Source organism: Klebsiella sp. HC6 (assembly GCF_022605325.1).
GTDB lineage: Bacteria > Pseudomonadota > Gammaproteobacteria > Enterobacterales > Enterobacteriaceae > Klebsiella > Klebsiella terrigena.
Genome location: NZ_CP093276.1, coordinates 2648178 through 2670104 on the forward strand (window position 1 = coordinate 2648178; position 21927 = coordinate 2670104).

Genomic DNA, 21927 nt, shown 5'->3' on the forward strand with positions numbered 1-21927 from the left:
GGGGAATTAATTTCCCCGGGCAAGGGATAAAGAGTGTGATTTTTCCCCTATTTTTTGTGATTCAAATCACCATTAATAAATATAGTGATATTTATCAATTACTTGAATAATTGCCTTTTTGGGTTTTGGAGAATAAATTTCTCCACTTCGCCCTTGTTTGGGGGAAAATAGGTAAGATTTTCTTCGGGCGCTAATATATATTTTAAGAGTGGTTGATTTATAAATATCTCTGTGTTGATAGCAGCGCAGCTGGCTATTTTTTTAGCTCTCTGCGGCGTTTCGGCTGCTGTTTTATTAGCCGGCGCTGATGCTATTGGCGAGATAAATGTTCAATGCCTAATGTCGAATAATAGTTTGAGTATATCCTATGAAAAATAAATTTAAAGATATTGCGACTCTGGTTGTCCATGCCGGGAATCAAATTGATCCGGCGAATAATGCCATATTTACCCCGATTGTTACCGCCAGCTCCTTTATACAGCCGAATCTCAATGAAGGCGGCGATTTTTGCTACTCGAGGGTGTCGAACCCGACCCGTAAGGCTTATGAGTCGGCGCTTGCCGAGCTTGAGGGCGGGGTTTATGCCACCGCTACCGCCTCGGGCATGGCCGCCACGAATATCGTTATGGAGCTGTTGCCGAAAGACTCTCATATTATTGCCATGCAGGGTGTATATGGCGGCACCTGGCGCCTGTTCGATAAGCTAAAGGGCAATACAACCGGCGCCACCGTTTCCTATATTGATCTTAATGATGAAGAAAGCCTGATTGCCAGCATTCAGGAAAATACGAATTTAATCTGGATTGAAACGCCGACTAATCCGCTGCTGGAGCTGGTGGATATTAATAAAGTGTGCCGTATTGCGAAAGCGCGCGGTATTTTGACCTGCGTCGATAATACCTTCGCCAGCGCCTGGAACCATCAGCCGCTGGCAATGGGGGCGGATCTGGTGATGCTCTCCACCAGTAAATATATCGGCGGCCACTCCGATTTAATTGGCGGGGCGGTGATTGCCCGGAGCGAACCGCTCGCCGCCCGGCTTGATTTTATCAAAACCACCGTTGGCGCTATCGCATCGCCTTTCGATGCCTACCTCGCGCTGCGCGGGATGAAAACGCTGGATGTGCGCATGCAGCGCCAGTGCAGCAACGCCCAGCGTGTTGCCGAGTACCTTGAAAATCATCCGGCGGTTGCCCGCGTCTATTATCCCGGCCTGCCTTCGCATCCGCAGCACGCGCTGTGCAAAAAGCAGATGCGCTCGGGGGGAGCGGTGGTTACCGCTACCCTAAAAGGCGACCTGCAGGGCCTGAAACGCTTTATCTCCGGCCTGCGCTATTTCGTGCTTGCCGAATCGCTGGGCGGCGTGGAGAGCATGATCAATCATTCGGCATCGATGTCGCATGCCGCGATGTCAAAAGAGGAGCGGGAAGCGATAGGCGTCTACGACACCACGCTTCGGTTCTCCGTCGGGATCGAGAACGTTGAGGATCTGCTAGCCGACCTCGATGCGGCTTTTGCCGCCGGCGCCCGCACACAGGATGGCGATCATGCATGACTATGGCATCTGGACAATTATCACCCCGATGGTCACCATTATTTTGGCGATCCTCACCCGGCAGGTGATCCTCTCCCTGCTGACCGGCATTTTTGTCGGGTATGCGGTAATTCATCAAAGCCTGATCCAGGGCGTTGGCGGTACCCTCAACGGCATCATTGAGACCTTTGCCTCCGCGGGCAACGCGCGAACGATAATCTTTATGGTGATGATCGGCGGCATTATGCGGCTCATCGTGGTAACCGGCGGCGTGCGCAAGCTGGTCCAGTTTCTCTCTGAGAAAAACGACTTTGTCACCAATAAGAAGTCGGTTCAGCTGCTGGCGATGCTGGTCACCTCGCTTATCTTTATCGAGAGCTCGATTAACCAGTTGATTGCCGGGGCGTCGACAAAAAATCTCGCCCGGCGCTATAAGGTCTCGCCGGAAAAGATGTCCTACATCATTCAAACCTCCTGCGTATCGGTCTGCTCATCGGTGATGATCAACGGCTGGGGGGCGGCGATGATGGGGATTATCGGCGTACAGATTGCGCAGGGCTATTTGACCGGCGAACCCTTTGAAGTGCTGGCCAGCTCAATGGTCTGGAATATCATGGCCTGGTTTTCGCTGGCGTCCGTCATCTTCTATATCCTGTCCGGCTGCACCTGGGGGCCGATGAAAAAGGCGGAAGTTCGCTTTGAGTCCTGCCTGATGGAGCAAGAGCAGGAGGAGAGCGAAGCGGAGCAGGACCCGGTGATTGACCATCCGGCATCCAACTCGCTACTCAACTTCTTTATCCCTATTCTTTCAACCGTGCTGATGGTTCCGGTGGTGCTCTATATTACCGGCGACGGGCAGTTCTCCAGGGGCAGCGGCTCCATGTCGGTCTACTCCGGGGTGATGTTCGGTACCGTGGTCTCTTTTGCCTGGTTCAGACTACGCGGCATTTTAAACGTCGAGAATTTCTTTAAAGAGCTCTATATCGGCTACGCCAGCATGGTGAAAATTAGCTCAATTATGATCCTCGCCTTTTTGATGGGCCATATTTCGGCAGAGCTCAACACCGGGCAGTATATTGCCTCCATTACCTCGGGCGTTATTCCCTCCGGATTTTCGATTGGCTTTATCTTTTTGATTGCGGCGGTCATGTCTTTAGCCACCGGGACCTCGTGGGGAACGTTCGCCATTATGATCCCAATCGGCGTGCAGCTGGGCGTTTCACTCGGTATTGACCCTCACTTTATGATCGGCGCGGCTATTTCCGGTTCAATCTTTGGCGACATGACTTCGCCTATCTCCAGCGACGCCATCGTGGCTTCAATGGCCACCAACTGCGATCACATTGAGCATATTCGCACGCAGATGCCCTATGCGCTGGTTACCGGGTTCCTCGCGCTCATCGTCTATTTAATCGTCGGATTTTCTATTTAACGCTCAATACTCATACAAGGATTTATCATGACTAAGGTTATCGCTACGCCGCAGGCTCCGGAAGCTATTGGCCCCTATATTCAGGGCGCCCGGGCAGGGGGTTTTATTTTTACCTCGGGTCAGCTGCCGATTCATCCGGCTACCGGCGAGATCGCCGAATGTGCCGCCGGGCAGGCCCGGCAAAGCCTGGAGAACATTAAGGCTATTATTGAAGCCGGCGGGTTAGCCCTCGAACATATTTGTAAGGTTAATATTTTCGTCAAGGACCTGAATGAGTTTGCGGCAATTAATCAGGCCTACGCCGGGTTTTTTGACCAGCACTCGGTGCCGTATCCGGCGCGCTCCTGCGTGGAGGTTGCGCGCCTGCCTAAAGACGTCAAAGTTGAAATTGAAGCGGTAGCCTGGCAGGGCTAACGCCGCCTCAGCGTTATCACAGCGGTGGCCGCGTCGCGCCACCGTTTTTATTCCTTCTTATTGAGAGCAAACGTAATGCTGATAAAAAACTATCTGCAGGCGCTGCCGCGCGTTGAGCTGGTGGGGGCGGTGACGCCGATCCAGCACCTCAAACGGCTGTCGGAGTATCTGCAGCGCGATATCTATATTAAGCGAGACGATCTTTCATATCTTGGTATGGGGGGCAATAAGCTCAGAAAGCTCGAGTTTCTCGTCGCAGATGCGCTTCAACAAGGCTGCGATACGCTGGTGACGGCGGGTGCCATTCAGTCGAATCACGTGCGCCAGACCGCAGCCGCAGCCGCGCATCTGGGCCTGAAATGTGCGGCGCTGCTGGAGAATCCGATCGCCACGGAGGCGCCAAACTATCTCGCTAACGGTAACTATTTACTCTCCTCGATGATGGGCTGTCGTCTGGAAAGCGTCGAGGCGCTTAGCGATCCTGATGCGCAGCTGCAGGCGTTTAGCGAGAGGCTCGCTCGCGGCGGGGCGAAGCCGTACGTCATTCCCGTTGGCGGCTCCAACGCGCTGGGGTCGCTGGGCTACGTTGACTGTGCGCTGGAAATCGCCGAGCAGTGCGCGCGGATGGATCTCCATATCGACTCGCTGGTGGTACCTTCGGGGAGCGCGGGAACCCATGCCGGACTGGCGGTCGGTTTTGCCCACTGCCGGCCGGATATAGCGGTGGTTGGGGTGACCGTTTCACGCCTTGCCGGCGACCAGCTGCCTAAGGTGGCAAAGCTGCAGAACGAACTCTCGGCGCGGCTCAACGTGACGACATCTTCGCCGATAACGCTGTGGGATGACTACTTTGCGCCGCGCTACGGCACGCCGAATAGCAAGGGGATGCGGGCGGTTGAGCTGCTGGCGAGCCTGGAAGGCATCATGCTGGATCCGGTTTATACCGGCAAGGCGATGGCGGGGCTGATTGACGGCGTGCAAACATCGCGATTCAGCGGCAGCGGTCCGCTGATGTTTATCCATACCGGCGGCGCCCCGGCGCTGTTCGCCTATTGTCCGCAGGTTTAAGCCTCACGCTTTGCCGCGATGCCCCGGCTGCGCTGAGCGGGGCGATGATATTGTCAGCGCTCTCCCCGGCGCGGGCGCGTGCGCCGCAGCCGGGGACGTCGCTAATAGCGCTTGTGCGCCATAATGGTGATAATTTGCCGATCGGTATGCTGCATGGCCTGCGCGGCGAGGGCGCATAAATTACGGATCGAATTTTCCACATCGCGCTCGACGATGCCGTCGCTGGCGGAAACGACGGAGTTATCCAGCGCCAGCAGGGTGGCTTTCCATGCGCAAGAGACGCTGGTCGAGACCTTCATTGAGCAGCTGCTGGAGGCGCCGTCGCAAATCATGCCGCTGATATCGCCAATCATATTGTTGACCGCCATGGCGATATTGTCGTAACTCCCCTCCATCAGCCAGATAATCCCCGCCGCGGCGCCCATTGCGGCGGTGGTGGTGGCGCAGAGCGCGGAGAGGCGCGGAAGCTTGCTGTGGATGTAGATAGCCACGAGATGCGACAGCGCCAGCGCGCGGGCGAGCTGCTGCCGGCTGGCGCCGAGCCGTTCAGCGGCAACCACTACCGGCAGGGTGGCGGTAATGCCCTGATTACCGGAACCGGAGTTGGTCATTGCCGGGAGCGTAGCGCCGCCCATTCTGGCATCCGAGGCGGCGCTGGTACGATAGAGGATCTCGTTAAAAATATCGTCTGCGGCCAGACCCTTATCGACCTGACGCTTAAGGGTCGGCCCAATATGCAGACCCCACTCCTTCGCCAGACCTCGCTTCGAGAGGGCGTTGTTCATCTGCGCGGCGGCTAAAATAAAGTCGATCTCTTCGCAGGGAACGTCGCGAATAAAATCGTAGAGCTGGCGCAGCGAGCTGGCGGCAACCAGGGCCAGCGGCTGAGGCCGATCGCCGCCGGCGGGCTCCGCCTTTTTGACAAACACGGGCTGTCCCATTTTTTCAATCGCCACCACGTTGGTATGGTCACCGATGATGGTGACCGTCGCGTGCTGGTCGCCGGCATAAACCCTGGCGCGAACGTAGAGCGCCTCCTCGCAGGGGTCCTGCAGGACAATGCGCACGGCGCCGACGGTGAGCAGGGCTTTAGCCGCCGCAATCTGCCGCTGGCTGGCACTCTTCAGCACTTCAAGATTCGCCTGCGGGTCGCCGGCGATAGCGCCCAGGGCGGCGGCAATAGGCAGGCCGAGCATATCCGTGCCCGGCACGGTAACCCCCATTCCATTTTTCATTAAATTGGGCGACACCGACGCTTCGATGCGCACGATGGCCCCCGATAGCTGCCGTGCGGCAACGGCGCAGGCGAGGGCGACGGAGACGGGTTCGGTGCAGCCTAAGGCTGGCTTAACCTCCTGCCTGAGGACGGTGATGAAGGCGTTCCATTCTACGCGGGTTTCCCGGTGTGGCATGACTGAGCCTCTGTTGGGTACAGGAAAAAGTCCATCGAGAGAGTGAACGAAGCGGAACCTTAACTCTCCCGGTCCTGGGCGCCGCAGCCGTCAAACCGGCACTGACAGTACGGCTGGCGCTTCAGGAGGAATGTTAGCGCAGCAGACAGAGAAATAGGTTGCATGTTCGCTATGTAAAAACCGGCTTTGAGAGAAAAAAATACTGCTATATGCGGGGCGGGTAGATGGTTTTACTTCTCAGCGAGGGAGGGACATAAAAAAACCGGCCTTGTCGGCCGGTTCAGAAATCAGATTTTGCAGGCGTCGCCGCAATCATCATCGGCAACGATCGCCTCGGCTTTCTTATCCGCGTCTTCAAGGCGTTCAGCGTTACGCTCCTGCGCCTCTTCCAGACCGCTAAAAACCAGGTTGTCGAGATCAATTTCCATGAGTTACCCACTTTAGTTCAGTTTTGACCGTGGCCAGATTATAGGGCAAAACGGGCGAGGGGGCACCCCGTGCCGTCGTTGACAGCACGTAGCGGTAACCCGCGCCCGTTTCCCCCAGCAGGCGATGAATAATGAAGCCGACTGCTAATAATGAGAGTTGACAGGCTGGCTTAATTTAATTTTAGTTTTTACAGAATGATTACCTGGCTATTTATTAAATGAAAGGGCAACGAACGGGTAACTAAGCGTTGACTTGAATGATTTATGATATTATTTCCGCGATTATGGTTGATTCTATGGATCTTGATCGATGGCTATAACAGCAGCAGTCGCCATCAAAGAATGGCGAAAAAATAATAAACTCATTTGTAATGTTAAACTCAAATATAAGAAGGTGTTACGTCGATGCAGAGAAATACCTCTGGCAGGGGGCAAATATAGGGAATACCGGGCGCTGTGTGATAAATACGTTTGCGCCAGATTAACCGGCGCCACGGAGGGGCTGGTCAGCTTTCAGGATAAACCCTTCAAAGCCTATTTAAATAAAAAGTTGTCAAAGAGAACCAAACTCGATATCGCCTACGGCTCATTGATTTTTATGGAAAAAACGTTTTCCGCAGCGATCATGCCGCAGCTGTATAACGTGAAAGAGTTTGGCCTGACGGTAGCTAGCGTTCCGCTGAAAAATGGTTCCAGCATTGACGTTAAGCTGCTGGCATCGCCTTTTCAGGAAGAAGGGGAGCTGATGCTGTTAATGCTTCTCGATAATAGACGCATCTACAGTCTCTGTTTTTCCTGTACCGCTGACGGCCGCGCTTATATTGGCGGCATTCAGGGGGGGAAAGACGTGACCGGTGATGAAATTAAAGTCTTGACTAAGGAGCTTCACGGTATCCGACCTAAAAATTTAATTATCACGCTGCTGTACGGTTTTTTACAGCACTGTAATATTAAAGAGATCTATGCGGTTGACGGCAATTTCCACGTTAAAAGCGACAAAGTAATGACTAATTACGCTGCGCTATGGCTGGAAGTGGGCGGTGAGCAGCATCGTCGGGGTTGGTATAAGCTGCCGTCGCAGGAAATAAAGAAAAGCCTTGAAGAGGTCAAAAGCAAGCATCGCAGCCAGTTTATCAAACGTGAAAGTTTGAAAGAGCTGGCGCAGCACGAGCTTGCGGCCTCAATGCAGCAGCTTGGCGGGCGTCTTAGCGCCGGTTAATCTGCTGCGGCGGGTTTGCCGGTCAACAGGGGGCTGTTGGCCGGCAACCTCCCGCAATCCTCCCGCACCTTCCTGCAACCTCCTGCCATCTTCCTTACTATCCCGTATACCCCTTGCTTTTCCGTTATCTCCCCTCTCGTCGTGGTGCTTAAAACCGCTTCGTCTATCAACTTCCTTTTATAAATTAAAAAATTTTAAACATAAAATGCTGGATAGTTTTACATAAAATTTACAAACTCATATACTTTCTTACGTTCTTCGCTCCGCTCAGGAGCGTCCAACCAGTATGTTATGTGGTCTGTGCCTTAATTATGTAAATAAAGCACTGTTTAAAATAAATACATTGGTTATAACGACTAACGTCGTATGGGATGAAATATGGACGAACAACGAGGTAGCGGCGGAGGGATGTTCTTCACCGCCTGGCGCCTGCTATTTGTGTTATTGAGTTTTTGCATTGGGCTGTTCTTAACTATCTGGGGCGGAAAGCTCCTCTCTCTTGGCGGCAGCGCCTGGTATCTGCTGGCGGGCCTGGCCTACATGGTTATCGCCGTCGGCTACCTTATCCGCAGTAAATACGTTCTCCCTTTTGCAATTATTACCTTCTTTTTGACCCTGGTCTGGGCGCTGTACGAAGTCCAGCTTAGCTACTGGGGCCTGATCCCTCGCCTGGTGGTTCCCGCTCTGCTGCTGATGCTGGGCCTGTGGCTGGCCGCGACCCTGCCGCTCAAACGCGCGCAGATCCGCTACGCGAACCGCAGCGCCGCGGTGATTTTCATCGCCCTGCTGGCGACGCTGGTATCGGCATTCTATCCGCACGGCGGCATCCATAACGGGGTCGTCAAAGCGGCGATCGACGGCAGGCCGAGCGAGGCGGCGAAAAGCGATAACTGGGCGTTCTTCGGCCGTGACGCTTCCGGCACCCGCTTCGCACCTTATGACCAAATCACCCCGCAAAACGTCAAAAACCTCAAGGTGGCCTGGACCTATCACACCGGCCGTCGGCTGACCGGCGCGGGGATCGGGGTTGATGAAAATACCCCGCTGCAGATTGGCGATACCCTCTATTCCTGCACGCCGCTCAACGTGGTGACCGCCCTCGATGCCGACACCGGTAAAGCGCGCTGGCGCTTTGACCCGCACGCGCAGACCGCAGAGCACGTTACCTGCCGCGGGGTGGGCTATTACGATGCGCAGAGCGACGCCTCGCTCAGCGCCGAAGAGAAGGCCAGCCCGTCGCTGCAGCAGTGCCCGCAGCGGATTCTGGTCTCCACCGTTGACGCCCGCCTGCTGGCGCTGAATGCGAAAACCGGCGAACTGTGCGAAGACTTCGGCACTCACGGCAGCGTCGATCTGAAGCAGGGGATGGATAACACCGAAAACAGCAAGCGCTATCACCCAACCTCAACGCCGGTGATTATGGGGCACATCGCGGTGCTCGGCGGCTGGGTTCGCGATATCGTCCACGGCGAGCCCTCCGGCGTGGTCCGCGCCTTTGATGTGCGCAGCGGTAAGGTGGTGTGGGCCTGGGATGTTGGCCAGCCGGAAAACGTAACCGATCCGCAAAAAGGCCGCGTCTACACTCTCGAAACCCCGAACGTCTGGACGGTGCCGGGCTTTGATAAAGAGCTGAACCTGGTGTATCTGCCGACCGGCAACGGTCCGCCGGATTACTGGGGCGGCGATCGTAACGAGGCCAAAGAGAAGTACGGCTCCTCGGTGGTGGCGGTCGATGCCAGTACCGGCGAAACGAAGTGGGTCTTCCAGACCGTGCACCACGATATCTGGGATTATGACCTGCCGTCCCAGCCGGTGCTGTTCCACATGAAGAACGACCAGGGCGAAGAGGTCCCGGTACTGATTCAGACCACCAAAACCGGCCAAATCTACGTCCTTGACCGCCGTACCGGCAAGCCGGTGACCCGCGTCGAGGAGCGGCCGGTGGCGCAGGGCGGGGCGGAAGGCGAGCGTCTCTCCGCGACCCAGCCGTTCTCTACCGGCATGCCGCAGCTCGGCGTTGAGCCGTTAACCGAAAAATCAATGTGGGGCGTGACGCCGTTTGATCAGCTGATTTGCCGCATTGACTTCAAAGAGTCCACCTATCTTGGAATGTATACGCCGCCGTCAGAGAAGCCGTATATCGAATGGCCGAGCCTGCTGGGCGGCATGAACTGGGGCGGCATCACCATCGATGAGCGCACCGGGACGCTGTTTGTTAACGACATGCGTATGCCGCTGAGAATGTCGCTGGTGCGTCAGGAAGAGATGGCGAAATACAAGGTCTCCACCGACGAAGTCCCGGGCTTTATGGGCACCGTCCGTCCGCAGATCGCCGGGCCGTACGGCGGCGTGCGGATCGATATTCTGCAGTCCGCGCTCGGCGTACCCTGCAACACGCCGCCGTTCGGCACCATGAGCGCCGTTGATCTCAATAGCCGCCAGCTGCTGTGGCAGGTGCCGCTGGGCTCGGTCGAGGATACCGGTCCGCTGGGTCTGAAAACCCATCTGCATATTCCTCTGGGAATGCCGACTCTGGGCGGGCCAACCTCGACCGCTTCCGGGCTGATCTTCTTTGCCGGTACCCAGGATAACTATCTGCGGGCGCTGGATTCGGCGACCGGGAAAGAGCTGTGGCGCGCGCGTCTGCCGGTAGGCGCAGTGGCCGCGCCGCTGATCTACAAATCGCCGAAAACGGGCAAAGAGTACGTGGTGATCTCCGCCGGCGGCGCCAGCCACTCGCCGGACGTCGGCGACGATATCATCGCCTACGCCCTCGACGAGTAGCGCCCGCGGGCTATTCACGCCTAACGAGGATTAGCTCACCTCCGGTGAACAAAACCTGCCGTTGAACAACCGGCAGGTTTTTTTTCGCCCGCTGCCGGGCAGGGGTGAACTAAACGGCGTGGCAGGCGACGTGATGGCCTTCGGCGACCTCCCGGAGGAGCGGAACCTCCCGGCGGCAGCGTTCGCTGGCCTGCGGGCAGCGGGAGGAGAAGCGGCAGCCGGGCGGCGGGTTTGACGGGTCAGGGATCTCGCCCTGCATCGCGACCGCCGGTTCACGCAGCGGATCTAAGGTGGGGACCGCCGCCAGCAGCGCCTGAGTATAGGGATGCAGCGGCCGGGCAAACAGCGCGTCGCGGCTAGCGGTCTCCACCAGCTGTCCGAGATACATCACCGCCACGTCATCGCACAGATGCTCCACCACCCCGAGGTCGTGGGAGATAAACAGGAACGTAACCCCGAGGTCGTCGCGCAGGTCGCAAAAGAGGTTAACGATCTGCGCCTGGATGGAGACGTCCAGCGCTGAGATTGGCTCGTCGGCGATGATGAAATCCGGGTTGAGGATCAGCGCCCTGGCGATGCCGATACGCTGGCGCTGGCCGCCGGAAAATTCGTGCGGAAAACGGTTGTAATGCTGCGGCGCGAGGCCGCAAATCTGCATGACCGCAATAGTTCGGTCATACAGCTCCGCCTTGCTGCACAGTCCGTGCTCCAGCATCGCCTCGCCGATGGCGTCGCCGATGCGAATTCGCGGGTTCAGCGAACTGTAGGGATCCTGAAAGACCAGCTGGATTTTCGGCCGCAGCGCCCGCATCTCGCGCGAAGAGAGCGCGCTGAGCTCGCGGCCGCGATACCTGACGCTGCCCGCGGTTTTCTCATACAGCCCGAGCAGGGTGCGCCCGACGGTGGTTTTGCCGCTGCCGGATTCCCCCACCAGGCCGAAAATGGTCCCCGGACGGATCTTAAAGCTCACGCCGTCCACCGCCCGCAGCTCGCCGGTTTGCTGCCCGAACAGCCCGTCGCGCAGCGGAAAGTACTTTTTAAGCCCTTCGACCTCAATGACGTATTCACTGCTCATGCCACAACCTCCGCGAGCTCAGGATGAAAACAGGCGACCTGCCGGGCGCGGCCCGCCAGCTGTGGTATTCCCTGGCGGCAGCGTTCGCTGGCGCGCGCGCAGCGGTCGGCAAAGGCGCAGTAGGGCGGCAGGGCGGCCAGATCCGGCACCTGGCCGGGGATCGAGTAGAGGCGGCGACGGCGCTCGCCGGGCACCGGACGGGAGGCAATCAGTCCCTGGGTATAGGGGTGCTGCGGGTGGCGTAATATCTCAGCCGTCGGGCCCTGTTCAACAACCCTGCCGGCGTACATCACCACCACGTGCTCTGCCATTTGCGCAATCACGCCGAGGTCGTGGGTGATCAGCATCATCGCCATCCGGCTGGCCCGGGAGCGCTCGCGCAGCAGCTGGAGGATCTGCGCCTGCACGGTGACGTCCAGGGCGGTGGTGGGCTCGTCGGCAATCAGCAGCTGCGGTTCGCAGCTCAGGGCCATCGCGATCATGATGCGCTGCAGCATCCCGCCGGAGAGCTGGTGCGGATAGCTGTTCATCAGGCTCTCCGCCCGCGCCAGGCCGACGTCGCTAATCAGCCGCGTGGCGTGCTGCCAGGCGGCCTTTGCCGATTCTCCGCGATGGCGGATCAGCGGTTCGCACAGCTGCTCGCCGATGGTGAATACCGGATTGAGCGCGCTCATCGGCTCCTGGAAAATCATCGCCAGCCGGTTGCCGCGCAGGTCGGCCATTTTGGCCGCCTTCAGGCGCAGCAGATCCTCGCCGTTGAATAGAATCTCTCCGCCGTCGACGCGCGCCGCCTGGGGAGGCAGCAGGCCCATAAGCGACATGGCGGTGACGCTTTTGCCGCAGCCGGACTCGCCGACGACGCCGACGGTTTGCCCGGCATGAATGGCGAAAGAGACCTCCTGCACCGCCCGCACGCGGTTTTTTTCGCCGGCAAAGGAGACCGAAAGCTGGTTAAAGGTGATTAGCGGCGCGCTCATTTCAGCCTCTGTTTCATTTTGGGGTCCATCGCGTCGCGCAGGCCGTCGCCGAGCACGTTGATGGCGATAACGGTGATAAAAATAGCCAGTCCCGGCGGCATCCACAGCCACGGGCGGCGCTGGAAGTCGATCAGGCTGTTGGCGGCATCCATCATATTGCCCCACGACGGGGTGGGCGGCACCACGCCGAGGCCGAGATAGCTGAGGGCCGATTCGCTCAGAATGGCGTTGGCGACCGCCATCGTCGCCATCACCACCAGAATCGGGATGGTATTCGGCAGCAGATGACCAAACAGGCGGCGTCGCGCCGACAGGCCCAGCACCCGGGTTGCCAGCATAAAGTCGCGCTCGCGCAGCGACAGGCACTGCCCGCGCACCAGCCGGGCCAGCTTCGGCCACTCCAGCAGGCTCAGCATAATCACCACCATGTAGATCCGCGACTCCGGGGAGAAATCGAGCTCCGAGAGCATCGCCCCGGCGACAATCAGCAGCGGCAGGCCGGGAATGGTCATCACCAGATCCGCCAGGCGCATGATCAGCCGGTCGGTCAGCCCGCCGGCATAGCCGGAGACCGCGCCGAGCAGATAGCCCAGGGTGACCGACAGCAGCATGGTCAGGAGGCCGATAATCAGCGAGATCCGCCCGGCCAGCAGCAGGCGGGTATAGACGTCGCGGCCGAGAAAATCGGTACCCAGCCAGTGCTCAGCGCCGGGGGGCTTGTTGATCATCAGCACGTCGGTGGCGTCATCTTTCCACGGCGACCACAGGGGGCCCAGCGCGCACCATGCCGCCATTAGCAGCAGGATGAGCAGGCACAGCATCGCCAGCCGGTTGCGCCGCAGCGCCTGCCAGGCCTGGCGCCAGGGCGATGGCGCGATCTGCGCCAGCGTCGGGATCGTCGCTTTACGCAGGCGACGGTTGGTTGAAAACAGTGAACTGAGCATTATGACCTCACTCGAATTCGCGGGTCGGCCCACGCGTACAGCACGTCGGCAATCAGGTTGCCGAGGATCGTCAGCACCGCCAGAAACAGGGTAAAGCCCATCAGTACCGGGTAGTCGCGGGCGGCCAGCGAGTCGATATGAATATGGCCCGCCCCCGGCCAGTTGAAGACTTTTTCGGTGATGATGGCGCCGGAAAACAGCCCCGGCAGCTCAAAGCCGAGCAGGGTGATAATCGGCAGCAGGGCGTTGCGCAGCGCGTGCCTGAAGATGACCGTGCGTTCGCGCAGCCCCTTGGCGCGGGCGGTACGAATAAAATCCATTTTCACCACCTCGAGCATGCTGGCGCGAAAATAGCGTGTCAGGCTACCGGCCTGCAGCATCACCAGCGCCAGCACCGGCAGCGCCAGATGCGCCGCCACCTGCAGGATATAGGCCCAGCCGCGCTCATCGCTGCCGGTGTTGGTCATGCCCCCCGGCGGCAGCCAGTGCAGATCGACGGCGAACCACTTAATCAGCAGCAGGCAGAGGAAAAAGGTCGGAAAGGACATGGCGGCGAAGACGGCAATGCTGACCAGGTGATCGAACAGCGAGTTGGGCTTCATGGCGGAAACAATCCCCACCGTCAGGCCAATGCCCCAGTAAAAAACCAGCGCGACGCTGGCCAGCAGAAAGGAGTTCCAGACGTACTGGTTGAGCAGCTGGCTGACCGGGATCTGGTACTGCAGCGAGAAGCCCAGGTCGCCGCGCAGCAGCTGGCCGAGCCAGTGCAGGTAGCGGGTGAACAGGGGCTGGTCGAGGCCGTAGATGGCCTTCAGCTCGGCGGCGCGGGCGGCGGTAAGGGTGATATTACCGTCGATAAAGTCGCCCGGGGTTTTAGCGAACAGCATAAAGATGATCAGGGAGGCCAGAAGCAGCATCGGCAGGGTCTGCAGCAGCCGTCTGAGGATAAAATTTCTCATAACATTCTCACGTTCCCCGCCGGTAAACCCCGGCGGGGACGATATTTACCTGGCGATTTTGACGTCCGGCAGGCTGCCGGTCAGACCGTTATAGATATCCGGCTTAAAGCCGCTGACCCTGGCGCTGCTGGCGGAGAGGATCTGGCGGTAGCCGAGGAAGATAACCGGCGGGTCTTCCGCCAGCACTTTGTACAGCTGGTGGTAAATCGGTTTGCGCTGATTCGCGTCGAGCACTGCGTTACCTGCGTTAATCAGCTTATCGACCTGCGGATTGTGATAGCCGGACTCTTTCGCCTCGCTGCTGTAGAAGTCCCATACCCCGTCATGCGGGTCGTTCAGCGTGCTGGTGCTGAAGGAGGCCAGATCGTAGTTACCGGATTTGCGCTGGGCCATCAGGGCGTTGAAGTCCACCACCTGCGGCTTCAGCAGGACGCCAATCTGCTGCCAGTTCTCTTTGGCGATGGGGATCAGCGCATCGTTCAGCACCTTCTTACTGACCAGCAGCGTCAGCTCGAGGCGCTTGCCGTCTTTCACCCGGATGCCGTCCGGTCCGGGTTTCCAGCCCGCCTCATCCAGCAGCTTCTTCGCCTGCGCCGGATCGTATTTATACGGATTGACGCCCTCAGCGTTGTAGGCCCAGGAGATCGGGGCGATAGGCTCAATGGCCACCTTGCCGTAGCCCTGATACACCACGTCAATCAGCTTCTGCCGGTCGAGGCCGTAAATCAGCGCCTGGCGCACTTTGACATCCTGCAGCGCCGGGCGACGAACGTTGAATTCAACCTGGCTGTAGTCGCTGGAGCCGTAGAGGTTGATGTTGGCGAAGCCGAGCATTTTCAGCTGTTCGATATCGTCCGGACGCGAGGTAAAGGCGTCATAATCGGTTTCGCCGGTCTGGAACAGCTGGAAGTTGGTGGACGGATTGGTGACGCGATAGATAAAGCGCGGCGTCGGCGGCGTACCGCGATAGTAATGGCTGTTGGCGTGGAAGCGAATCTCCTGGCCCGGGAGATATTTGTCGTAGACGTAAGGGCCGTTGCCCAGCGGCTTGCCGTGCAGCGTGCGCAGATAGTCGAGCTGGCCGCGCTGATATCCCTTGCCGTAGTAAGCTTTGGAGAGCACCGGGCCGCCGATTTTAGCCAGCGTGGTGGCGCCCGGTTCGCTGGTGGTTACCTGCAGCGTCAGCGGATCGATGACCTTCAGGCCGCTTACGCTGTCTGCCGTACCGGCCTTATATTCAGCGCCGCCGGCAATATTGGCGAGCGTAATGTCAGTATCGCCGTCGTATTTGGGGTCCAGCAGCACGGTCAGCGTAAAGGCCACGTCTTCGGCGGTGAGCGGCGAGCCGTCGCTGAAGGTCAGATTGGGACGCAGCTTGATGGTGTAGACCTTGTTATCGGCGCTGACGGTCCAGCTTTCGGCCAGCCCCGGCACCAGATTACCGTGGCTGTCCCAGTCAATCAGCCGTGAAAAGATGACGTTGGTGACGTTTTCATCCCAGCCGTTAACGAAGAAGTAGGGGTTAAAGATGCCCTGCGGCTCGGAAATGCCGGCGACCACGGTGTCTTTACGTAGTTTTGCGGCCGCCGGGATCTGGCTGGCATCGGTGGCCGGGGTGATCCCTTCCTGTAAAATATCATCCGCAGTGGCGACAGAAGAAAATGCCACCGCGCCGCTAATGAGCGCGATTTTCAGAGCCAGCGAGAATCGCGAACGTTTGGTTTTTAATCCGGGCAGTAATCTGGACAAAAGTGCTCCCTCATCAAATGATTGCGCTTAAATTTACAATTCATGACGAAAGATAAGAGCCGCACCTCCGGCTGTCTAACAACGAAAGGCTATGGTTTATAGCGAATTAGAATTAGCAATAATGCAGAATTAAAATGCCGGATTTGTGCTAAGGAGTAGTGGTTTCCACCATTTCCTCCGTGCCGAGGGTGAAGCGGTCCGCCACCCAGCCGTGCTGGCGCAGCGCGCCGGGCTCCAGCGGCTGCGCCAGGCGAACCCGAATCTGGCCGATCGTCCGCCCCTGAATATGTTCGCAGGTGCTGGAGAGCAGGCTGGCCTGGTCCCCGAGCAGGCCGGCGATATGCTGTAAATTCGGCTCCCGTCCGCTGCTGCCGTCAAAATGGAGCGTCACCACCTGGCGACCGGCGACCGGCGCCTCCGGCTCGCCGGGACGCGCGTGGTGCAGCGTGCCGGTCATGCTGCGGGTAACCTCGTGCTGTGGGTTGCCAAAAATCTGCCACACTTCGCCCTGTTCAATAATTTTTCCCTGTTCGAGCACCGCCACCCGATCGCACAGCGTACGAATCACGTCCATCTCGTGGGTGATAAGGATAATGGTCAGGCCGAGGCGCTGGTTTATCTCTCTCAGCAGCGCCAGCACGGCGTAGGTATTCTCCGGGTCGAGCGCCGAGGTCGCCTCATCGCACAGCAGGATTTCCGGCTGAGTGACCAGCGCGCGGGCAATACCGGTACGCTGCTTCTGCCCGCCGGAGAGCCTGGCCGGCCAGCTGTCGCGCAGGGCGCTGAGGCCCACCAGCTCAAGCATTTCATCGACCCGCCGCCGCCTTTCTTCCCTGGGAACGCCGGCCATTTTTAGCGGCAGTTCGACGTTCTGCGCCACCGTCTTCGTCGACATCAGATTGAAATGCTGAAAGATCATCGCCACCCGGCGGCGCAGATCCCGCAGCTGGGCGGGTAAATAGCGCCGGGTAGGCTCGCCGTGAATAATGATTTCGCCGCTGTCGGCGCTTTCCAGGCGGTTAAACAGGCGCAGCAGGGTGGATTTCCCGGCGCCGCTGCGCCCGATAATGCCGAAGATTTCGCCCTGGTGAATCGTCAGGTTGATATCCTGCAGCGCCCGAACGCCGTTGGGATAGGCTTTACCGATGTGGGTTAACTCAATATGCGGTACTGCGGTGAGCGCATTGGTCACGGTATTCTCCTCCGTTAGCCAGCAAATGGCGGCAGCGGTAGCGCTGCCGGGTGGATGTCAGCGGTCAGAAACCGGGCAGGATTTTGCCCTTATAGCGGGTGAGGATGAAGTTGCGAACCGCCTCGGAGTGCAGGGCCTGCGCCAGCTTCTGGATCCCCGGATCGTTGATATTGTCGGGGCGGGCCACCAGGTACTCGACGTAAAGATCGCTGCCTTTTTCCACCAGCAGCGCTTTGTCGGTATCAATTCCGGCCTCCAGCGCATAGTTGGCAAAGATAAACGCCAGGTCGACCTGGTTCACCGCCCGCGCCAGCATCGCCCCCTCCAGCTCGCGGATTTTAAAACGGTGCGGGTTGCTGACGATATCCCGGGTGGCCGACTGCGGGTCCTGCGGGTTTTTCAGGGTGATGAGCCCCGCGTTGCTGAGCATCACCAGCGCGCGGCCGGTATTGACCGGATCGTTGGGGATGGAGATGGTGGCGCCGTCCGGTACCTCTTTAATCGATTTGTATTTGCTGGAGTAGGCACCAAACGGTTCGATATGCACGCCCACCACCGGCAGCAGATTGGTGTGCCGCGTCTGGTTGTAGTTATCGAGGAACGGCCGGTACTGGTAGTAGTTGGCGTCGAGATTTTTTTCCGCCAGCTGCTGGTTAGGCTGAATAAAGTCGTTGAAGACTTTGACTTTTAAATCGACCCCTTCTTTCGCCAGCGCCGGTTTGACGAATTCGAGGATCTCCGCGTGCGGGACCGGCGTGGCGCCGACGGTCAGCGTTTCGTTGGCGGCGGCCGATAAAGAGAACAGGGCCAGCAGCCCGGCGGCGATAAGCGTTTTTTTCATCATCTTTTCCTTTAATGTTTGCGCGACGGATGCCCGTCAACCGGCTGTGGCAGCAGGAAGAGGGCGGGCATCCTTTATTTACGGCTTATCGACCGCACGAGGCGGTCGCCGCTCATTTGTAATATCTGCACCAGGGCAATCAGCAGCAGCACGGTGACGACCATAACGTCGGTCTGAAAGCGCTGATAGCCAAAGCGGATCGCCAGGTCTCCGAGGCCGCCGCCGCCAATTACGCCCGCCATCGAGGTGTAGTCCACCAGCAGAATGGCGGTGACGGTCACCGCGGCAACCAGCCCCGAGCGCGACTCGGGCAGCAGGGTGTGCCAGATCAGCTGCCAGGTGTTGCCGCCCATCGACCAGCTGGCCTCCACCAGCCCGTGATCCACTTCGCGCAGCGCCGTTTCGACCAGCCGGGCGAAGAAGGGCGCGCAGCCGACGACCAGCGGCGGAATGGTGCCCTGCACCCCCAGCGAGGTGCCGGTGATGAAGGTGGTGACCGGGATCATCACGATCAGCAAAATGATAAACGGCAGCGAGCGCAGCACGTTGACGGCCAGCGACAGCAGGCGGTAAAGCCGCGGGGCGTGCAGCAGCCGGGGCTGGCCGGTCAGGTAGAGCACGATCCCCAGCGGCAGGCCAATCAGGACGGTAAAGCCCAGCGACCAGCCCAGCATCGTCAGGGTATCGATAGCGGCCTGCGCCACGTCGTTCCAGTCGATTTCGGCAAAAAATTCCAGCACCGTCGCCACCCTAGTTCCAGTCGTGGCGCTGAGGGCGCACGCCGTTCAGCACCCAGTTGCCCAGCAGCTGATACTTCCAGCGCACCGGATCGTGCAGGGTATGGACGCGGGCGTTGCGCCAGTGGCGATCGAGGTTATTGCCGCTGGCGGCGGCGCGGGTGCCGCTGAGCTCAAACAGGCGGCTGGCGGCCTCCAGCGCCACTTCGGTGGTGAAGACCTTCGCGCGGGCGACGGCAACCGAAGCCAGCGCCACGTTCTCCTCGTTGAGCGCATTGCGGTAGCGATCGAGGGTTTTACCCGCCCGCTCCAGCAGCGCCTCGGCGGCGGCCAGCCGGCTGTCGATCTGCCCGATATGGTAGATGGTGAGCGGGTCGTCGCCGGCGCGATCTACCCCGGCGTCAATCCACGGCCGGGAGAATTCGCGCACAAAGGCCACCGTGTCGTTGAGGGCCGCCCGGGCGATGCCGGCATCGATGGCGGCGGTGGTGAGCTGCGCGAAGGGCCCGGCGAGGGTCGGCGTGGCGTAGGATTGCCACGTCGGAAACAGATGGAACGGCTGGACCGCCAGATCCTCGGCCAGCACCGTCCCGCTGGCGGTGTTGCGCTGGCCGAGGCAGGCCCAGTCGTCGACCACGGTCAGCCCCGCGCTGTCGCGAGGGACAAACGCCAGCTGCGCGTTGTCGTCGGCGTCCAGCGCCAGAATGCCGATCCAGTGGGCGTAGAGGGAGCCGGTGCAGTAGCCTTTGCGGCCGTTGATATAGAGACCCTCCGGGCGCGCCTCCAGCCGGGTGCGGATATCGAGAACCGTTTTACCCCCGGTTTCCGAGAGGGCGTTGGCAAAGCGGTGCCCCTGCAGGACGAGGTTAAAGAAGAAGGCGCGCTGCTCATCGCTGCCCTGCAGGCGAATATCCTCCAGCAGGCAGTAGTGGTTCTGCGGGATTTGCCCCAGCGACGGGTCGGCGGCGGAGATAATGGCGATAACCTCCGCCAGCGTAGCGGCAGAGACCTCGGCCCCGCCCCAGCGGCGCGGCACGGTAATGCCCCACAGCCCGCTGTTGGAAAAGGTATCGACGATTTCGGGGGGCACGACGCCGCTGCGGTCGCGCTCGGCGGCGCCGGGCCGCAGCACCAGCGCTATCTCATGGGCGATGGCCACCGCCTCTTCATCGCTGCTGATAACGTGCGCCTGCGGGGCGAAACGGGTGTAACTAACCGGCTGTGTGCTTTCTGGCATGCTGATCCCATCCTGATTACCGTGCTATATGCAAAAAATAGATAACTAAATAATCTATAATTCCAATGAGTTATATAATCAGTTAGCAAAGGCTGTGCCAGAAAAGTTATTTTTTATTTTATTAAAAATCAATGAGTTACTTTTTTGTCCCGCGAGGGGAGATGCTGCAAATGCGGCGGCGCTGAATGCGGGCTGCTGCATTTGCGACAGCCGGCGCGCGTTCGGCTTGCCGAAGACCTCGTTGTGTAGTCTGATATATAGCGAAAATAATAATGAAGGGGATCTGAAGTGAAGCTATTTATGTTCTACGTTGGCGGCAATGCGGGAAAATCGAACATTGAAGTGCACGATATTCAGTTTGTGGTGGCGGAAAAGCCGGAGGATGCCTGGCCCGCTCTGCGCGCGGCGTGGTTCGGCGATGCCGATAAAATTCATATCGATGGCTACAGCCAGATTACCTGGGCGGATGGCTACGACGTGGTATTAGCGAAGCAGCCCCCGGCGGCCGACGTCAGGCTGTTCTTTGTGAATGCCGGGGGCTATCGGCCGGATACGCTGGCGGAACTGCACGAGTTTGACCTTTTCGCGGCGCGGGACGCGCGGGAAGCGAAAGAGAAGGCGCTGCGCACGCTGCTGCGGGGCGTGGATCAGCAGCATAAAGATAATCTCAAAGAGGTTGATGACTGCCTGCTGCTGGATAAGGTGGGCGACTGGTATCTGCACCTGACGCCCAACGCGGCGGGAACGGCGGCGAAACCTGAATGGCAGGGCTACCAGCCGATCGGGCGCTAGCCCCGCGCCGAAGCCGCAGAGGGTCGTCAGCGGGGGGATAGCGTTTCAGGGCAGCGGCCGCCATAGCGCGTCCGGATCGGCAAACCCCGCTTCCACCTCGGCGAAGAAGCGGCTGGCGTGCAGGCCGTCAACGAAGGCGTGGTTGAACTTACCCGCGACCGGTATTACGCCGTTTTTCAGTTTGCCCCAGGTGAGGGCGGGCACCGCGGCGCCGACGTAATATTCGGCATGGGTGATGGCGCTGAAATGCAGCCACGGCAGGCAGCTGGCGCAGAAGAAGTGCTCCCCGTTGACGATAAGCGGCGCCGGATCGGTGGTTTTTGCCGCCTCAATGTTCGGCGTTGCCGCCTGGCTGAAGGCGGCAAAATCGGCGGCGCCGTCGCACCACACCTGGCGAAACCCCTCCTGAGCGGTCATCACCGGCGTCATCACTGCTATCTCATCGTATTCAATAATCTCGTCGCCCAGCATCCGCTGTTTGAGCTCAGGAATAGCGTTGGCCGCCCGCAGCAGGGCGTAGAGCGCCAGCTGGAAAAAGGAGACCTGCCGGTCTTTGGCGCATTCGTACAGCCCTTGCGCTTCAAGCGGTACGCAGAGGTTAAAGCTGGGGTTGGCAAACGTGCGATAAAATTCGAAATGCTCCCGGCGATGCCAGGTTTCTCTGTCGATAACGTGGTAGGCGGGCACGGCGCGCTCCTGGTTGGTTCGGATGTCAGAGACGACTATGCGACGATTTCAATCAGATTGCCATCGGGGTCTTTGATCACCGCCTCATAGTAGCCGTCGCCGGTGGTACGCGGCGGCGAGACTAAAATACCCTGCGCGTCGGCGCGCTGCGCCAGTAAATCAACTTTTGCTGCTCCGCCCACCGCAATGGCCAGGTGCACCCAGCCGGTGTGGTTATTATCCGGCGTCCCTGCGCTGAGCCCCGGCTTGGTCATCAGCTCAATGGCAATATTGTCGCCGATCTTCACAAAGTAGGAGGCAAAGCCGTGATTCGTCTGGCTGCAGTACTTATCGTTAATCTCGCCGGCAAAGAAGTCGACCCAGAAGCGGGCCTGCTGCTCAAGCTGACGGGTCCAAAGCGCGATATGGGCTACTTTCATGGTGAATATCTCCTGACGCGTGTTGAC

The 21927-nt window shown here is 59.0% G+C and carries 20 protein-coding genes; 7 read left to right on the forward strand and 13 right to left on the reverse strand.

The features are described from left to right. The first annotated feature begins 367 nt into the window (after positions 1–367). The 4 genes from MMW58_RS12945 (at position 368) to MMW58_RS12960 (ending at position 4448) form a co-directional block, all read left to right on the forward strand. Positions 368–1555 carry a trans-sulfuration enzyme family protein gene (locus MMW58_RS12945; protein ID WP_241723538.1) on the forward strand — a complete coding sequence of 396 codons (1188 nt, stop codon included), beginning with the start codon at positions 368–370 and terminating at the stop codon, positions 1553–1555. Continuing rightward, complete coding sequence (locus MMW58_RS12950) at positions 1548–2966, forward strand: Na+/H+ antiporter NhaC family protein (protein WP_133598070.1); 1419 nt, start codon at positions 1548–1550, stop codon at positions 2964–2966. The genes MMW58_RS12945 and MMW58_RS12950 overlap by 8 nt, the downstream gene beginning before the upstream one ends. A gap of 27 nt (positions 2967–2993) precedes the next feature. Further along, the gene (locus tag MMW58_RS12955) at positions 2994–3380 is read left to right on the forward strand and encodes a RidA family protein (RefSeq protein ID WP_133598068.1); all 387 of its coding nucleotides are present in this window, start codon (positions 2994–2996) and stop codon (positions 3378–3380) included. A 75-nt stretch (positions 3381–3455) separates the two neighbouring features. After that, positions 3456–4448, forward strand: a complete 993-nt coding sequence (locus MMW58_RS12960; protein ID WP_241723539.1) for a D-cysteine desulfhydrase — start codon at positions 3456–3458, stop codon at positions 4446–4448. Positions 4449–4549: 101 nt separating this feature from the next. Here MMW58_RS12960 and MMW58_RS12965 read toward each other — a convergent pair whose 3' ends face one another. Then, positions 4550–5860 carry an L-cysteine desulfidase family protein gene (locus MMW58_RS12965; protein ID WP_241723540.1) on the reverse strand — a complete coding sequence of 437 codons (1311 nt, stop codon included), beginning with the start codon at positions 5858–5860 and terminating at the stop codon, positions 4550–4552. Positions 5861–6147: 287 nt separating this feature from the next. Further along, positions 6148–6288 (reverse strand): hypothetical protein, encoded by a 141-nt coding sequence (locus MMW58_RS12970; RefSeq protein ID WP_004862935.1) that lies wholly within the window; start codon positions 6286–6288, stop codon positions 6148–6150. A gap of 310 nt (positions 6289–6598) precedes the next feature. On the opposite strand from MMW58_RS12970, the gene MMW58_RS12975 reads away from it, so the two are divergent. Then, on the forward strand, positions 6599–7507 hold the full coding sequence (locus MMW58_RS12975) for a DUF535 family protein (protein WP_241723541.1): 909 nt from the start codon (positions 6599–6601) through the stop codon (positions 7505–7507). A 378-nt stretch (positions 7508–7885) separates the two neighbouring features. Then, positions 7886–10291 carry a membrane-bound PQQ-dependent dehydrogenase, glucose/quinate/shikimate family gene (locus tag MMW58_RS12980; protein WP_241723542.1) on the forward strand — a complete coding sequence of 802 codons (2406 nt, stop codon included), beginning with the start codon at positions 7886–7888 and terminating at the stop codon, positions 10289–10291. 109 nt (positions 10292–10400) lie between these two features. Here the strand turns inward: MMW58_RS12980 and MMW58_RS12985 are convergent, their stop codons facing one another. The 9 genes from MMW58_RS12985 to MMW58_RS13025 form a co-directional block, all read right to left on the reverse strand. Then, positions 10401–11366, reverse strand: coding sequence for an ABC transporter ATP-binding protein (locus MMW58_RS12985; RefSeq protein WP_241723543.1), 966 nt, complete (start codon positions 11364–11366; stop codon positions 10401–10403). Beyond that, positions 11363–12343 (reverse strand): ABC transporter ATP-binding protein, encoded by a 981-nt coding sequence (locus tag MMW58_RS12990; protein ID WP_241723544.1) that lies wholly within the window; start codon positions 12341–12343, stop codon positions 11363–11365. The genes MMW58_RS12985 and MMW58_RS12990 overlap by 4 nt, the downstream gene beginning before the upstream one ends. Continuing rightward, on the reverse strand, positions 12340–13287 hold the full coding sequence (gene opp4C, locus MMW58_RS12995; RefSeq protein WP_241723545.1) for an oligopeptide ABC transporter permease: 948 nt from the start codon (positions 13285–13287) through the stop codon (positions 12340–12342). The genes MMW58_RS12990 and opp4C overlap by 4 nt, the downstream gene beginning before the upstream one ends. After that, the gene (locus MMW58_RS13000; RefSeq protein ID WP_133598055.1) at positions 13287–14246 is read right to left on the reverse strand and encodes an ABC transporter permease; all 960 of its coding nucleotides are present in this window, start codon (positions 14244–14246) and stop codon (positions 13287–13289) included. Before MMW58_RS13000 ends, opp4C begins: the two co-directional genes overlap by 1 nt. Positions 14247–14291: 45 nt before the next feature. Continuing rightward, on the reverse strand, positions 14292–15995 hold the full coding sequence (locus tag MMW58_RS13005) for an ABC transporter substrate-binding protein (RefSeq protein WP_159235837.1): 1704 nt from the start codon (positions 15993–15995) through the stop codon (positions 14292–14294). Between the two features lie 148 nt (positions 15996–16143). Next, complete coding sequence (locus tag MMW58_RS13010; RefSeq protein ID WP_241723546.1) at positions 16144–17187, reverse strand: methionine ABC transporter ATP-binding protein; 1044 nt, start codon at positions 17185–17187, stop codon at positions 16144–16146. Between the two features lie 64 nt (positions 17188–17251). After that, entirely contained in the window at positions 17252–18028 is a 777-nt protein-coding gene (locus tag MMW58_RS13015; RefSeq protein WP_371823010.1) for a MetQ/NlpA family ABC transporter substrate-binding protein, read from the reverse strand. A gap of 74 nt (positions 18029–18102) precedes the next feature. Continuing rightward, positions 18103–18768 (reverse strand): methionine ABC transporter permease, encoded by a 666-nt coding sequence (locus MMW58_RS13020; protein WP_370461189.1) that lies wholly within the window; start codon positions 18766–18768, stop codon positions 18103–18105. 10 nt (positions 18769–18778) lie between these two features. After that, positions 18779–20002, reverse strand: a complete 1224-nt coding sequence (locus tag MMW58_RS13025) for an SfnB family sulfur acquisition oxidoreductase (protein ID WP_241723548.1) — start codon at positions 20000–20002, stop codon at positions 18779–18781. A 288-nt stretch (positions 20003–20290) separates the two neighbouring features. On the opposite strand from MMW58_RS13025, the gene MMW58_RS13030 reads away from it, so the two are divergent. Continuing rightward, entirely contained in the window at positions 20291–20794 is a 504-nt protein-coding gene (locus tag MMW58_RS13030; RefSeq protein WP_133598044.1) for a DUF1543 domain-containing protein, read from the forward strand. Between the two features lie 45 nt (positions 20795–20839). Here the strand turns inward: MMW58_RS13030 and MMW58_RS13035 are convergent, their stop codons facing one another. Further along, positions 20840–21481 carry a CatA-like O-acetyltransferase, family 1 gene (locus MMW58_RS13035; protein ID WP_241723549.1) on the reverse strand — a complete coding sequence of 214 codons (642 nt, stop codon included), beginning with the start codon at positions 21479–21481 and terminating at the stop codon, positions 20840–20842. Positions 21482–21516: 35 nt separating this feature from the next. Beyond that, positions 21517–21900, reverse strand: a complete 384-nt coding sequence (locus MMW58_RS13040; RefSeq protein WP_133598040.1) for a VOC family protein — start codon at positions 21898–21900, stop codon at positions 21517–21519. Positions 21901–21927 lie beyond the last annotated feature (27 nt).